Genomic DNA, 12,102 nt, shown 5'->3' with positions numbered 1-12,102 from the left:
GGGGTGTGGTGGCACCCGATCGAGCGACTGCGGAGCGGACGGGGGTCGTGGCACGCTTGATCAGGGGGAATGGATCGAGCGCGGACCTCTGAGACACGATGGGGTGAATCAGGGCCGCGACATGTACGAAAACGCTGTTTCGCCCATCGGTTGAAACGAAGAGGAGGCCCGGCCAACCACCACCTGCCTACCCACCCCCTGACGCCACACCCCCTGACGCCACACCGCCGGTCGGCCACACCGCCGGCCGGGGACCACCACGAGGAGGTCCCCGACCACACTGCCCGCCACGGGCGTCAGCTCACGGCGTGCCTCTCACGACGTGCGTCACGACGACCCCGACTCCGCGGTGATGCCCTTGCCGAGCACCGTCACCCCACCCGCGGACACGGTGTAGCGCTGCCGGTCCGTCGCCGGGTCGACGCCGATCAGCGCCCCGTCCGGCACGACGACGTTCTTGTCGAGGATCGCCCGCCGCACGACCGCGCCCCGCCCGATCCGCACCCCCGGCAGCAGCACGCTGCCCTGCACCACGGACCCGGTCTCGACGACCACGTCGGACGACACGACCGACCCGTGGACGGTGCCGGAAATGATCGAGCCGGGCCCGACCATCGAGTCCTCCGCGCTGCCGCCCGCGATGAACTTCGCCGGCGGCAGCGGCGGGGTGGCGGTCCGGATCGGCCACGCCTGGTTGTAGAGGTTGAACACCGGCCGCACCGACACCAGGTCCATGTGCGCCTCGTAGTAGGCGTCGATGGTCCCCACGTCGCGCCAGTAGCCGCGGTCGCGGTCGGTCTCGCCGGGCACGGCGTTGTCGGCGAAGTCGTAGACGTGCGCCTGGCCCTGGTCGACGAGCATCGGGATGATGTCGCCGCCCATGTCGTGGTCGGAGTCGGGGTTGGCCGCGTCCGCCCGCAGCGCCTCGATCAGCGCCTCCGTGGTGAACACGTAGTTGCCCATGGACGCGAACGTGACCTCCGGGTCGCCCGGCACGTGCGGCGGGTCGGAGGGCTTCTCCAGGAACCGCGTGATCAGCCCGGACTCGTCGGAGTCGATGCACCCGAACGCCTTGGCCTCGGCCCGCGGCACCCGGATGCCGGCCACCGTGACGCCCGCGCCGCTCCGCACGTGCTGGTCCACCATCTGGCCCGGGTCCATCCGGTAGACGTGGTCGGCCCCGAAGATGATCACGTGCTCGGGCTTCTCGTCGTTCACCAGGTTGAGCGACTGGAAGATCGCGTCGGCGCTGCCGGTGTACCAGCGGGGTCCGAGGCGCTGCTGCGCCGGCACCGGCGTGACGTACTGGCCGAGCACATTGGACAGCCGCCAGGTGGTCGAGATGTGCCGGTCCAGGGAATGGGATTTGTACTGGGTGAGCACGCACAACTTGACGAAGCCGGCGTTCACCAGGTTGGACAGGACGAAGTCCACGAGCCGGTAGTTACCGCCGAAGGGCACCGCGGGCTTTGCCCTGTCGGCGGTCAACGGCCACAACCGTTTGCCTTCGCCACCGGCGAGGACAATTCCTAGAACGTGCGGTTGCCCTTTCACGAGAACGACCCTAACCGGGCCGGCACCGGCCCACCAACGGCGAAGTAACGCAGACTCGCCTTGTTCACCCGGCTGCCCCCGGCAACGGGGTTGCCGCCCCGCCCGCGGGGTTACGGTGAGTCCCGTGCGAATTGGACTGCTGACACGGGAGTACCCGCCGGAGGTCTACGGCGGCGCCGGCGTGCACGTGGGTTTCCTGGTGCCGAGGCTGCGCGAGTTGGTGGACGTGGACGTGCACGCCTTCGGCGGGCCGCGCGCGGACGCCCGGGCGCACAACCCGGCGCACGGCCTGGAGGGGGCGAACGCGGCGCTGGCGACGCTGTCGGTGGACCTGGAGATGGCCGCCGCGCTGGGTGGCGTGCAGCTCGCGCACTCCCACACCTGGTACGCGAACATGGCCGGTCACCTGGCGAAACTGCTGCACGGCGTCCCGCACGTGGTGACGGCGCACTCGCTGGAGCCGCGGCGGCCGTGGAAGGCGGAGCAGCTGGGCGGCGGGTACCGGGTGTCGTCGTGGGTGGAGCGGACGGCGTACGAGGCGGCGGACGCGGTGATCGCGGTGAGCGAGGGGATGCGGGCCGACGTGCTGGACTGCTACCCGTCGTTGGACCCGGCGCGGGTGCACGTGGTGCGCAACGGGATCGACACCTCGGCGTACCACCCGGTCTCGGAGACGGACGCGTTGACGCGGTACGGGATCGACCCGGGCCGGCCGATCGTGACGTTCGTCGGGCGGATCACGCGGCAGAAGGGCGTGGGTCACCTGGTGGCGGCGGCGCACCGGATCTCGCACGACGCGCAGGTGGTGCTGTGCGCGGGCGCCCCGGACACGCCGGAGATCGCGGAGGAGACGCGGGCGGCGGTGGCGGAGCTGGCGGCGTCGCGGCCGGGTGTGGTGTGGGTGCAGCAGATGCTCCAGCCGGCGGAGGTGCGGCAGGTGCTGTCGGCGTCGACGGTGTTCGTGTGCCCGTCGGTGTACGAGCCGCTGGGGATCGTGAACCTGGAGGCGATGGCGTGCGGGACGGCGGTGGTGGCGTCGGACGTGGGCGGCATCCCGGAAGTGGTGGACCACGGCCGGACGGGGTTGCTGGTGCACTACGACGAGCGGGACGTGGAGGCGTTCCGGGTGGGGTTGGCGGACGCGGTGAACGAGGTGCTGGGCGACCCGGCGCGGGCGGCGGCGTTCGGCGAGGCGGGGCGCGCGCGGGCGGTGGAGGAGTTCTCGTGGACGACGGTGGCGGAGCAGACGGTGGACGTCTACCGGGCGGCCCTCGACGCCGTTCGGTGACGACCTGACCCCCTGTGTGACATCTGTCACACTCGATCGAGTGCAACCGCACGGGGTGGCGACCGCCTTTAACCAGTAGGGGCCAGGGGGCTTACTGGTGGGGGTCGAACATGCGGTGGGTCGTTCTCCTGCTCGCGCTGCTGACCGCGGGGTGCGCCACGCCCGCGTTCAGCGCCGAGCAGGTCCGGTTGACCATCGGCGGTCACCCGGTCGTCGACGCGTCCGCGTTGCAGGCGCGCGCCGAGGCCGAGCTGAGCTACACGCTGTCCTTCGGGTACGTGGCGCGCACCAGCAGCGACGCGGTGAGCTGCTGGTTCGCCCGCACCGGTAAGGCGTTCGACGTGGACAGCAGGCTGTGGTGCGGCCCGGTGCAGGTGCCGGGCACGGGGGTCGCGACCGACTGGGTGCCGGTGCCGATGAAGGAGGTCGGGCGCGACGCGTCCGGCGTGCGGCTGGAGGTGGAGCCGCCGCAGGTCCCCGCGCAGGGCGCGCGCAGCACGCCGGTCGGCAAGCTCGTGCGCACCGACGGCCGGGAGACCACGCCCGACCGGGGCGTCGGCGAGGCCGGCCCCGACTTCCTGGCCGTGCTGCCCGACGAGGGCCAGGCGGTGGACGCGGCGTCGGCCGTGGTGCGCGACGACCAGCTGGAGGTGCGGGTCACCGGCTACGCGTCGCCGCCCGCCTGGCCGACCGCCGAGGGCGAGCTGCGCGCTGAGCACGGCGTGGCGCTGCGCGTGCTGAGGCTGCGGGTGGTGAAGCACGGCGAGGTCGACACCGCGTTCCGGCAGACGCCGTGGCGCGGCTGGATGCCGCAGCCGCCGGAGTTGGCGCTGGACCTGCCCGGGCGGCGGCACCCGCTGCCCGCCGACCGGCTGCCCGAGGACGGGACGGTGCTCGTCGTCTACACGGTGCCGGTCGGCGGCGGCCCGGAGGCGCTGGTGCTGGACACGGTGGGCGCGAAGTCGCTGGAGCAGCGCGTCGAGGTGCCGTCGGGCGCGGTCGTGGGGCCGGCGGTGGGCGTGCTGCGGCGGTCGCCCGGACCGGAGTCGACGTCGGCGTCGACGCCCGTGGCGCTCGGCGCGGTGAACGGGTCCGTCGAGGTGGTGCGGGCGCGGCTGGGGCGGCAGCGGCCGGTGTCGTCGGGCGAGCAGTACGAGCTGGCCACGGCCGCGCCCGGGAAGGCGCTGCTGGAGCTGCGGTTGCAGGGGCACGACCTGCCGGCCGTGGTGGGGGCGCCGGTGACGGTGGACCTGGTGGTGGTGACCCTGCCGGACGGCACGCGGGCCCCGCTGGTGGGCGCGCGCCAGGGCGGTGAGGCGTTCCCGGTGGCGGTGGTCGTGGAGGTGCCGGAGGACGTGCGGTCGGTGACGTTCTCCGTGGGCGCGGGCACGGTCGAGCTGCCCGGTCTGGGCGCGGTGGCGGTGTCCGGCGGCGCGCCGGCCGCGATCGGCCTGGAGTTCTGACCGGCCCGCCGGGCGCTCGGCCGGCGGGTGTGCGTGCGTGCGTGCGTGCGTGCGGCCACCGAACAGGTGTCACCCGAACGTGGCCAAGTGGCCCTCGGTTTCCCGCACCTGCTGGGACGGTTGCGGGTGCCGTCACTCGTCGGCGGGTTCCGCGAGAATCACCCGCACGTGCGATCCCACCTGGCCCAGGGCTCGCCCCAGGGGTGCGCGGCCTCGTGGCGGCCGGGTGACCGCGCACCCGCGCGAGGCGGGTGCGCGCGAGGCGGCTGACCGCGAACCCGCGCGGTGGGCCGGCGAGGCCGGGTCAGCAGGCTGGGTGGGGCGGCGTCAGCGGGCAGCAGGCCGGTCAGCGGGCGGCAGGCCGGGTGGGGCGGCGTCAGCGGGCAGCAGGCCGGTCAGCGGGCGGCAGGCCGGGTGGGGCGGCGTCAGCGGGCAGCAGGCCGGTCAGCGGGCGGCAGGCCGGGTGGGGCGGCGTCAGCGGGCAGCAGGCCGATCAGCGGGTCAGCGGGCCGGGTCAGCGGGATCGGCGGGACCGGGTCAGCGGGCTGGGGTCGGCGAGGCGGCGGGAGCCGGCAGGGCTGCGGGGAGCCGGCGGGGCCGCAGAGAGCCGGCAGGGCCGTGAGGGCCGTGGGGGCCGGCGGGGTGGTGGCGGAGGGGGTGGTGGGTCGAGGGGTGGTCGGCGGGTTGGTTCCTCATGTTTTCAACCGAGTGGCGAGGGGCCGTTTTCGTACATGTTCGGCCCGATGATCACCCGATCGTGTCCCGCCACCCCCTCAGACCAGGCTTTCCGCCAGCTCGATCAACGTCCTCGCCGCGAAACCGCTCGCCCCCGGCACGACCTCGTCGTACGGCTTGTCCGCCCGCGCCGGCCCGGCGATGTCCAGGTGCGCCCACGGCACGTTCCCGGTGAACTCGCGCAGGAACAGCGCCGCCGTGATGCCACCCGGTCCGGGCGGGCACTGGCGGACGTCGGCGATGTCGCTCCGCACGTCCTCGGCCAGGTCCTCCAGCAGCGGCATGCGCCACCAGGACTCGCCGGTCCGCGCGCCCGCGTCCGCGATCTTCGCCGCCAGGGCGTCGTCGGTCGCGAACAGGCCACCGGTCCGCGTGCCGAGGGTGACCTTCATCGCGCCGGTCAGGGTGGCGACGTCCACGAGGTGGTCCGGGGCGAGGGTGTGCACGGCGTAGGCGAGGGCGTCGGCCAGGACGAGCCTGCCCTCGGCGTCGGTGTTGGTGACCTCGGTGGTGGTGCCGCCGTAGTGCCTGATCACGTCGCCGGGCCGGTAGGCGGTGCCGGAGACGTGGTTCTCGGCGGCGGGCACGAGGCCGGTGACGCGGAGGGGCAGGTCGAGCTTGGCGATGGCGACCAGGGCGGCGATGACGGCGGCGCCGCCGGACATGTCGGTGCGCATCAGGTGCATGCCGTCGGCGGGCTTGATGGAGATGCCGCCGGTGTCGAAGGTGATGCCCTTGCCGACCAGCACCAGGTGGGGGTGGCCGGCCGTGCCGGGCCAGGACAGCTCGATCAGGCGCGGGGGGCGGGCGGAGCCGTTGCCGACGGCCAGGACGCCGTTGAAGCCCTCGGCGGCCAGCCACTTCTCGTCGCGGACCCGGACGTCGAGGCCGGGGACGGCGGACTTGACGGCGGCGGCGGCCAGCCAGGCGGGGTCCTTGACGTTGGACGGCGCGTTGGCCAGGTCGCGGGACAGGGACGTCGCGGCGGCGAGGGTGGTGGCGCGGCGGACGGCGTCGACCAGCGGGGCGCCGGCGGGAGCGGCGGGCACCAGGCGGATCGACTTCACCCGCTTGGGGGCCTCCGCGCCGGTGATCCGGTAGCGGTAGCCGCCGAGGGCCAGGCCGAGGGTGAACGCGGTCGCGGCGTCCGGGGTGAGGTCGTCGGGCACGTGGACGTCGTAGCCGGCCGCGCCGGTGCGGTCGGCCTCGCCGTGCAGGGCCCGGACCAGGGACGCGCCCGCGCGGCGCCAGTCGCGGACCGACGCCTCGCCGACGCCGACGACCCAGGTGGCGCCCTTCTTCACGACTCCGCCGACGCCGCCGACGTCGGTGGGCAGGTCGGTGGTGTCCAGGTCGCCGGGTGCGCCGGGGCCGAGGCGCACCGGGTCGCCCGCGAACGCCACGACCACCGCGGGCACGCCTCGCCGGACGGTGTCGGCCACCTCGACGGCGACCAGCGGGGTGGGCAGCGGCGCACGCACGTCAGTACTCCTGGTGATCGGGAAAGGGGCTGGTCAGAGCCTTGAGGGCGCGGGGGGGTCACGATGCGGCGACGCCCCGGTTCCACTGTGGAACCGGGGCACGCCGAACGCTGTCTCGATCCGGCCGGTCAGGTCAGCCGGCGGCTGCCTTGAGGGCGTCGCCCAGGGCGTTGGCCTCGTCCGCCGACATCTCGACGACTAGGCGGCCACCACCCTCGAGCGGAACGCGCATCACGATGCCGCGCCCCTCCTTGGTCACCTCGAGGGGACCGTCGCCGGTCCGGGGCTTCATGGCCGCCATCGCGTGCTCCCTCCGTCAACATCTTCCCCGTCCGACCAGGGCCGGATACGGGCCCATTCTCCCCTATGCGGACTCACCTGCGAAACCGAACCGATCTTTCCGGCTCGGGGGTGGTTCGCCGGCGATCTTGGCGGAAGGGCTGATCAGGGCCAGGATCGGCGTGTCGCAACGATTTTCGCCCACCGGGTGAAGCGTCACCTGGTCGTGACCGTTCCGGGTGTTGTGGCGTGTCGCGGGCCGGCCCTGACAGACTCGGCTCTCGTGCGAGCCCGTTCGGCCCTCTTCGACGTCTACGGCGGCCACCTGCGCGAGCGGGGTGGCGCGGCGACCATCGCCGCGCTGGTCCGGTTGCTGGAGCCGTTGGACTTCGCCGCGCCCGCGGTGCGCACGGCGGTGTCGCGGACGGTCCGGCAGGGGTGGTTGGCGCCGGTGCGCCTGCCCGGTGGCCCGGGGTACGCGATGACGCCGCGGGCGGAGCGGCGGCTGGACGAGGCGGCGGCGCGCATCTACCGCACCCGGCCGTCCACGTGGGACGGTCGGTGGCACGTGGTGGTGCTGGAGGAGCTGCCGGCGCGGGAGTCGCGGGAGCGGTTGGCGTCGTCGTTGCAGCTGCTGGGCTACGGGGCGCTGGGGCCGGTGACGTGGGTCGCGCCGCGGCCGTCGCCGGAGCTGGGGGACGTGCTGGCGGCGGAGGGCGTGCGGGCGAGCAGGTTCCGGGGCGCGCACGAGGGCGGTGACGCGGAGCTGGCGGCGCGGGCGTGGGACCTGGGCGCGCTGGGCGAGGACTACGCGCGGTTCGTGGCGGAGTGGGAGCCGGTGGTGTCCGCTGTGGACGGCACGTCGCCGGCGACGGCGTTCGCGGCGTCGCAGCGGTTCCTGCACGCGTGGCGGAAGTTCCTGTTCCGGGACCCGGGGCTGCCCCGTGAGCTGCTGCCCGCGGACTGGCCGGGTGCGGGGGCGGCGGAGTTCTTCGACCGGCACACGGCGCGGTTGGCGCCCGCGGTGGCCAAGTTCGTCGACGACAGCCTGGGCGGCGACTGAGCCCCCGGAAGACGGCCCCGGAAGACGGCCCGGAAGACCGGTCGGACGAGACGGCCGGCCCACGACACGACCAGCTCGGAGGTTCACCCCATGTCCGAACTCCTCATCGACGACGCCGAGGGCGTTCGCACGTTCACGCTGAACCGGCCGGAGGCGTTCAACGCGTTCACGGTCGCGTTGAAGGAGCGGCTGCTGGAGGCGGTGGTGGAGACCGCGGCGGACGACTCGGTGCGCGCGGTGGTGCTGACCGGCGCGGGGAAGGCGTTCTGCGCGGGCCAGGACCTCAAGGAGCACGTCGCGCTGCTGGAGGCGGGTGACCCGGCGCCGCTGCACACGGTGGAGCGGCACTACAACCCGCTGGTCAAGGCGATCGTGGGGATGCCGAAGCCGGTGGTCGCGGCGGTGAACGGGACGGCGGCGGGCGCGGGGGCGTCGCTGGCGTACGCGAGCGACCTGCGGATCGCGGCGGCGGGCGCGAAGTTCCTGATGGCGTTCGCGAACGTGGGGTTGACGGCGGACTCGGGCGCGTCGTGGACGTTGCCGCGGCTGATCGGGTACGGCCGGGCGATGGAGATGATGCTGCTGGCGCAGCCGGTGGGCGCGGAGGAGGCGCTGCGGGTCGGCATGGTGAACCGGGTGGTGCCGGACGGGGAGGCGCTGGGGGCGGCGCAGGAGCTGGCGGCGCGGTTGGCGGCGGGTCCGACGACGGCCTACGCGAAGATCAAGGAGGCGATGGCGTTCTCCGGGGAGCTGGCGGCGGCGCTGGACGTGGAGGCCCGGACGCAGGCGGAGGCGGGTGCCACGGCGGACCACCGGGAGGCGGTGGCCGCGTTCGTGGCGAAGCGGAAGCCGGTGTTCACCGGGCGGTAGCGGGAGCGCCGGCCGGGGTGCCCGCGGTGGTGGGGGCGCCGGCGCGGAAGCAGGCCGCGATGTGGTCGTCGACCATGCCGGTGGCCTGCATCAGCGCGTAGCAGGTGGTGGGGCCGAGGAACGTGAAGCCGCGGCGCTTGAGCTCCTTGGCCATCGCCTTCGACTCGGGGGTGACGGCGGGCACGTCGTGGGTGGTGGCGGGCCGTTCGTGGTGCTCGGGGGCGAACGACCAGAGCAGGTCGTCGAGCGGCACGTCGAGGTCGGCGACGGCGCGGGCGTTGGCGATGGTCGCGGTGATCTTGGCGCGGTTGCGGACGATGCCGGCGTCGGCCATGAGGCGGTCGAAGTCGGCGTCGCCGTACTCGGCGACGACCTCGGGGACGAAGTGCGCGAACGCGGCGCGGAAGTTCTCGCGCTTGCGCAGGATGGTGATCCAGGACAGGCCGGACTGGAACGACTCCAGGCACATGCGCTCGAACAGGGCGTTGTCGCCGTGCAGCTCGACGCCCCACTCGGTGTCGTGGTAGTCGGCGTAGTCGGGGGTGCTGTCGCCCCACGGGCAGCGGACGGGTGGCTGGGTCACGCGGTGTACTCCCGGGCGAAGGTGGCGAACCGGCGCAGGGAGAGCTTCACGCCGGGCAGGAAGGCCAGGTTGAGCAGCGGGTTCACGTCCTCGGCCCAGCGGAACTCGCTGCGCTCGCCGCGGGGGACGACGAGGAACTCGCCGGTGCCGCGCACGAGGCGGCCGGTGTGGTCGACGGCGCAGCGCAGGGGCGGTTCCCAGGCGGTGATGCGCATGGTGTCGGTGAACCCGAGGGGGCCGAGGCCGGTGAACGCGGACAGCTCGCTGCCGGGGCCCGCGCCGTCGCCGGCGGTGACGCGGACGCGGGTGAGCAGCATCCACTCGCCCTGCCGGTCCCAGTCGGTGAGGGCGGCCCAGGTGCGCTCGGCGGGTGCGTCGACGTCGACGCGCAGCTCAAGCCGGGTCACGTTCGGGCTCCCGTGCCGGTTCCCGGTCGCGCTCCCCGGCGTCCAGGGCGTCCGCGGAGTCCACGGCGTCCGCGTCGGGTCGGGAGGGCTCGATGCCGAGGTCGGCCTCCAGCTCGGCGACGCGGGCGCGCAGCTGCTCCAGCTCGCCGGCCAGGCGGTCGAGCGCCCAGTCCACCTCGGTCATCTTGTAGCCGCGCAGGACCTGCTGGAACTTGAGGTCGCGCACGTCGTCGGGGGTCACGTCGTCGGCGGGCAGCCGGGTGGGCGACGCACCGGGCGGCAGCGGCGCGAGCTCCTCGCCGCGACCGAACACCAGCGCGGCGAGGAGGAACACCACGGCCGCGACGAGCGCCATGACGACGATGTAGAGGAGCGCTGAGGTCACGTCACGATCGTGGCACACCGCCGCCGGTCAGACCGACGAGAACACCACGGACCTGCGGGCGAGGACGGCGAGCCGGGCCAGGACCAGCAGGCTGACCAGCGACGCGGCCAGCACGGGCGGCGAGGTGAGCAGGCGTGACGCGTCCAGGTGGGCGGTGGCGAGCACGATGGCGACGTTGCCGCCGGCGGCGGTCGTGACGGCGACGGCGGCGACCGCGCCGGCGAGCCGGGCGAGGGTGGTGGCGGCGACGCCGCGGCGGGCCAGGGCGCGGCCGGTGAGCAGCGCGAGCAGGGCGGCGCCGGCGACGACCCAGGAGGCGGAGTCGTTGGCGCGGGCGACGAGCAGGTACCAGTCGGGCGGCGGGGCGGGGAAGGCGCCCCAGGCGCCGATCCAGAACCGGCGGTTGAGCTCCCACAGGACGTGCGCGGTGGGCAGCACGAGCACGACGGTGCGCAGGGTGCGGGCGCCGTGGGCGAGGCCGAGGACGCTCTGGTAGTCGCGGGCGACGGTGGCGACGGGACCGAACTCGGTGACGGCGCGGTGCTCGGCGTCGTGGTCGGGCAGGCCGCGGGAGCGGTGGGCGTCGGCGGCGTCGGCGAGGCTGTCGCGGGCCTCGGCGACCAGGTCGTCCTTGAGGGCGGCGGGGCCGCGCAGGCGGCGGTCGAGGGCGGTGACGTAGTCGTCGATCAGGCTCGCGCGGGCCACGGGCCACCTCCGAGGACGCCGTCGACGGCGGTGGTGAACTCGCGCCACGCGCCGCGCTCGGCGACCAGTGCGCGTTCACCCGCTTTGGTGAGCCGGTAGGTGCGGCGCTGCCGGCCGCCGACGGTGCTCCACTCGCTGCTCACCAGGCCGGCGGTCTCCAGCCTGCGCAGGGCCGGGTAGACGGTGCCGGTGGGCAGGTCCAGCACGCCGCCGCTGCGCCGCTGCAACGCCTCGATGATGGCGTAGCCGTGCAGCCGGCCGCCGTCGAGGACGGCCAGCAGCAGCGCGTCGAGGTGTCCTCGCAACGCGTCGGGCTTCACGGGTAGGCAGTCTACTGGTCGGGACCGGGGGGAACCCCGGTTCTCGCGTCAGGCCAGGGCGCGGAGCGCGCGCGCCGGGGGGCGGGTGCCCGCGATGCTCGCCACCATCTCCACCACGCGCCGCGTCTGCCGCACCTGGTGCGCGCGGAACACCTTCGCGCCCGTCCACGCCGCCACCGAGGTCGCGGCGAGCGTGCCGTCCACCCGGTCCTCCACGTCCGCGCCCAGCGTCTCGCCCACGAAGTCCTTGTTGGACAGCGCCATCAGCACCGGCCACCCGGTGGCGACCAGCTCGTCCAGCCGCCTCAGCAGTTCCAGCCCGTGCCACGTGTTCTTGCCGAAGTCGTGCGTCGGGTCGACCAGCACGCCCTCGCGGGGCACGCCCAGCGCCACCATCCGCTCGGCCCGCGCGACCAGCTCGCCGACCACCGCCGCCACCACGTCGGGGTAGCGCACGCGGTGCGGGTCGGTGCGCGGCGGCAGGCCGCCGGTGTGCGAGCAGACGATGCCCGCGCCGAACTCGGCCGCCACCTCGGCGAGCCTCGGGTCCGCGCCCGCCCACGTGTCGTTGATCAGGTCCGCGCCCTCCGCGCACACCGCGCGGCCCACCTCGTGCCGCCACGTGTCGACGCTGATCACCACGTCCGGGTGACGTTCGCGGACGGCCGCGACGAACGGCACGACCCGCCGCGCCTCCTCGGCCGCGTCGACGACCTCGCCCTTGGCGCCGGCCTTCACGCCGCCGATGTCGACGATGTCCGCGCCGTCGGCGACCGCGCGGTCCACGGCGGCCATCGCGGCGTCGTCGGAGAACGTCGCCCCGCGGTCGTAGAAGGAGTCGCGGGTGCGGTTCACGATCGCCATGACCAGCGCGCGATCGTTCGCGACCTGCCGTGCACCGAACCGCAGCATGACGGCATCGTGCCACGTCACAGCTTCACGTGACCCGCGTCACAGGCCATTGCTACC

12 protein-coding genes and 1 pseudogene are annotated in these 12,102 nt (G+C 74.2%); 4 read left to right on the top strand and 9 right to left on the bottom strand.

The annotated features are described in order from the left end of the window. Positions 1-327: 327 nt before the first annotated feature. Positions 328-1,554 carry a glucose-1-phosphate adenylyltransferase gene (gene glgC, locus ACRAKJ_RS04065; RefSeq protein WP_438921494.1) on the bottom strand — a complete coding sequence of 409 codons (1,227 nt, stop codon included), beginning with the start codon at positions 1,552-1,554 and terminating at the stop codon, positions 328-330. Positions 1,555-1,678: 124 nt separating this feature from the next. Between glgC and glgA the strand changes: the two genes are divergently transcribed. Continuing rightward, the gene (gene glgA / locus ACRAKJ_RS04060) at positions 1,679-2,842 is read left to right on the top strand and encodes a glycogen synthase (RefSeq protein WP_438921493.1); all 1,164 of its coding nucleotides are present in this window, start codon (positions 1,679-1,681) and stop codon (positions 2,840-2,842) included. Positions 2,843-2,952: 110 nt separating this feature from the next. Beyond that, the gene (locus tag ACRAKJ_RS04055) at positions 2,953-4,305 is read left to right on the top strand and encodes a hypothetical protein (RefSeq protein ID WP_438921492.1); all 1,353 of its coding nucleotides are present in this window, start codon (positions 2,953-2,955) and stop codon (positions 4,303-4,305) included. A gap of 773 nt (positions 4,306-5,078) precedes the next feature. Here ACRAKJ_RS04055 and ACRAKJ_RS04050 read toward each other — a convergent pair. Then, positions 5,079-6,521 (bottom strand): leucyl aminopeptidase family protein, encoded by a 1,443-nt coding sequence (locus ACRAKJ_RS04050; protein ID WP_438921491.1) that lies wholly within the window; start codon positions 6,519-6,521, stop codon positions 5,079-5,081. Positions 6,522-6,654: 133 nt separating this feature from the next. Next, positions 6,655-6,822, bottom strand: coding sequence for a DUF3117 domain-containing protein (locus ACRAKJ_RS04045; protein WP_012783412.1), 168 nt, complete (start codon positions 6,820-6,822; stop codon positions 6,655-6,657). Positions 6,823-7,083: 261 nt separating this feature from the next. Here ACRAKJ_RS04045 and ACRAKJ_RS04040 point away from each other — a divergent pair, with 261 nt between their 5' ends. Both ACRAKJ_RS04040 and ACRAKJ_RS04035 read left to right on the top strand, forming a co-directional pair. Further along, positions 7,084-7,863, top strand: a complete 780-nt coding sequence (locus ACRAKJ_RS04040; protein WP_438921490.1) for a PaaX family transcriptional regulator C-terminal domain-containing protein — start codon at positions 7,084-7,086, stop codon at positions 7,861-7,863. Between the two features lie 90 nt (positions 7,864-7,953). Then, positions 7,954-8,733 (top strand): enoyl-CoA hydratase-related protein, encoded by a 780-nt coding sequence (locus tag ACRAKJ_RS04035; RefSeq protein WP_438921489.1) that lies wholly within the window; start codon positions 7,954-7,956, stop codon positions 8,731-8,733. On the opposite strand, the gene ACRAKJ_RS04030 is transcribed toward ACRAKJ_RS04035, so the two are convergent. The 6 genes and pseudogenes from ACRAKJ_RS04030 to folP form a co-directional block, all read right to left on the bottom strand. Further along, on the bottom strand, positions 8,720-9,316 hold the full coding sequence (locus ACRAKJ_RS04030; RefSeq protein ID WP_438921488.1) for a DNA-3-methyladenine glycosylase I: 597 nt from the start codon (positions 9,314-9,316) through the stop codon (positions 8,720-8,722). The genes ACRAKJ_RS04035 and ACRAKJ_RS04030 overlap by 14 nt on opposite strands. Then, positions 9,313-9,723, bottom strand: coding sequence for an SRPBCC family protein (locus tag ACRAKJ_RS04025; RefSeq protein ID WP_438921487.1), 411 nt, complete (start codon positions 9,721-9,723; stop codon positions 9,313-9,315). The genes ACRAKJ_RS04030 and ACRAKJ_RS04025 overlap by 4 nt, the downstream gene beginning before the upstream one ends. 100 nt (positions 9,724-9,823) lie before the next feature. Then, a pseudogene (locus ACRAKJ_RS04020) lies at positions 9,824-10,108 on the bottom strand (DivIVA domain-containing protein); the annotation flags it as partial. 27 nt (positions 10,109-10,135) lie between these two features. Then, entirely contained in the window at positions 10,136-10,813 is a 678-nt protein-coding gene (locus ACRAKJ_RS04015) for a permease prefix domain 1-containing protein (RefSeq protein WP_438921486.1), read from the bottom strand. Further along, positions 10,795-11,133 (bottom strand): helix-turn-helix transcriptional regulator, encoded by a 339-nt coding sequence (locus tag ACRAKJ_RS04010; protein WP_438921485.1) that lies wholly within the window; start codon positions 11,131-11,133, stop codon positions 10,795-10,797. Before ACRAKJ_RS04010 ends, ACRAKJ_RS04015 begins: the two co-directional genes overlap by 19 nt. Before the next feature lie 48 nt (positions 11,134-11,181). Then, positions 11,182-12,045, bottom strand: a complete 864-nt coding sequence (gene folP, locus ACRAKJ_RS04005; protein ID WP_438921484.1) for a dihydropteroate synthase — start codon at positions 12,043-12,045, stop codon at positions 11,182-11,184. Positions 12,046-12,102 lie beyond the last annotated feature (57 nt).

The organism is Saccharothrix sp. DSM 118769 (genome assembly GCF_052936295.1).
Note: the sequence above shows the minus strand (reverse complement) of the source record. Positions and strands in the feature narration are given on the sequence as shown.